Genomic DNA, 2,263 nt, shown 5'->3' on the forward strand with positions numbered 1-2,263 from the left:
GTATGAAAGCATGGATAACAGCGTGAATCGTAAGCAGAACCAGAGTCTGGCAGGAGTTATGACCTGCGCAAACCTGTCTACCATGATTGGTCTGTTGGGAACCTTCGCGGGTTTATCTATGACGATTGCCTCGGTCATCTCGTTGCTGGAGAAATCGCAAATCACCGGCGGTAACGAGGCGGATACGTTAGGGATTATCGTCAGTGTGGTCTCCTCGCTTGCTGAACCACTGAAAGGAATGAATACCGCATTCGTTTCATCAATCTATGGGGTGGTGAGCGCTATTTTACTTAATGTGATGTGTTCTTTCCTGCGTGGGGAATTCACCCGTTTAGCCATCGATTTACGCAATGCGCGCCTTGATTTCGTCAGAGAATGTCATGAGCGCAGTAAAACCTCTGCGATCGGAAAAACGAAAACCCTGCGTCTGATAACCGATCTGGACGATGTGATCAAAGAGTTCAAAGCGGGCATGTTTGGCTTTCAGGAACGCCTGACTAACGCATTTGACGCCAGCAACAACATGCTGAATTCACTTCTTAGCTGCACTGTAGAGGGGGCCAGCAAAACGGAGAAATTTAATGATGCCCTTATTGCTGCGGTTCATCAACAGGTTGAACAGTTACAGCATATAGACCAGTGCATCACGTCGAATCATTCCGCTTTGCTCGGGATTGAGAAAGAGCTCGGCGCATCTACGCAAGCTCTGGTCAACCAGGGAACACACCTTGCAGCGCTAACCGAAAGTCAATCTTTGCTGCAGACCAGTCAGCTACAACTGATGGCTACGGTTGAATCTCAGCGCGGTACGTTGGACGAATTACTGGTCGCGCAAGCGCAGACCCATCATGCCGTCCTGGAGGTCAATGATGGTATGGGACACCTTGATGCAAACGTGGGAGAACTACATACCGTTGCTGAGCGCCACTTTAGCGAGCAGGCTTCACTTCTGGATGGCATCTCCAACGCTGTGGAAACCGCCGAACGCGTCAACCTCGATCACCACCATGAAACCGTCGCCACGCTGGATAGCCAGTCACAGACGTTTGAACCCCTGCTTGGACAAATTGCCGGAATGCACCGCAATCTGCAAAAAGAAATTAATGTCCTTAAGGAGAAAAAAAGCCATGAATAAATCCGTCATCGCTTTGCTTATCCTCGGGAGTTCGCTGCCGTTGGCCATCTGCGCTCATGCAGAAACGGGAGACCATACGTTGCCGCTGCGGACGTTAATTGTGGATGCGTTAAACACGCAACCTTCTGTGGCCATTGCATCCTGGGAGACCGAAATGCGTCACCAGGAGACAAACATGAGCAAAGCTTCTCTCTATCCGACGTTGGACGTTTCGTCAGAAGCCATCCATAAAAAAACGGACGAACATGATAATGAGCAGAACGTAGAGAATAAATTAACCCTCGCTTACCGAATTGCGGATTTTGGCGTCAGAAGCAGCAATATTTCTAAGTCTGAGCAGCAGGAAGAGGCCAGTAAGTACGATTTCCAACAAGAGTTGCTTACAACCGCACAAAAAACGGCCGATGCCTATTTGTCAGTGGAAAAAACCCGGCAGATACTTGCGGTGATCGACGACGAGAAAATCTTTTACAAGCAGATGCTGAATGATTTTTCCGAACTCATCGCCGCAGGCGCAGCAATGCAATCGGATATTCGTAAAGTTCAGGTATCTATCGACTCTTTAAGCACTCAGGAGTTGAATTTCCGCGCGCAACTGGATACGCAGTTAATGATGCTGCGTAATCTTACGGGAGACAATGTCACCGCTGAAAACCTGGGTAAGCTGCCTGATTTTTTCAATAAATACCCTTTTAATGTTGATAAAGATGCCGTTTATAAAAAAATCATGCAGGATAATCCGACGTATCTTTCTTTGACGAAGGCAATATCTGCAGCAAATGCTGAATATTCGGCGGCAAAATCAGCTAATTATCCGGTTGTAGATTTCAACGCCCACTACACGGACAATAATCCTTCCAAAGATGCGCAGCAGGATGATTATGAGGATGAACTCCAGGTTGGCGTTAAAGTAGGCTTTAACATTTTTAATGGCTTTAAGAACCAATCTGAAGCTGCCAAATTTAGTGCAAAATATACCCAGGCAAAACTGGGGCTTGATGATTTTATTTTTAAAACTCGCAATAGTGTTGATGCTTCTGTCTCTAAATATATGACAGGAAAAGATTCATTAGAAATATCTAAACGCTCCTATGAAAATGCCGGGAAACTCATTGAACTGTATAAAGA

General features: G+C 46.5%; 2 protein-coding genes. Both read left to right on the forward strand.

The features are described 5' to 3' along the window. Positions 1–1,135, forward strand: a 1,135-nt coding sequence (locus KQJ18_RS23510) for a MotA/TolQ/ExbB proton channel family protein (RefSeq protein WP_216422893.1), incomplete at its 5' end; no start/stop codon positions are given. Next, a partial coding sequence (locus tag KQJ18_RS23515) for a TolC family protein (RefSeq protein ID WP_216422894.1) occupies positions 1,128–2,263 on the forward strand: 1,136 nt, incomplete at its 3' end. The genes KQJ18_RS23510 and KQJ18_RS23515, both read left to right, overlap by 8 nt.

Source organism: Citrobacter sp. S55_ASV_140 (genome assembly GCF_018919505.1).
In the GTDB taxonomy this organism is placed as follows: domain Bacteria; phylum Pseudomonadota; class Gammaproteobacteria; order Enterobacterales; family Enterobacteriaceae; genus Citrobacter; species Citrobacter werkmanii.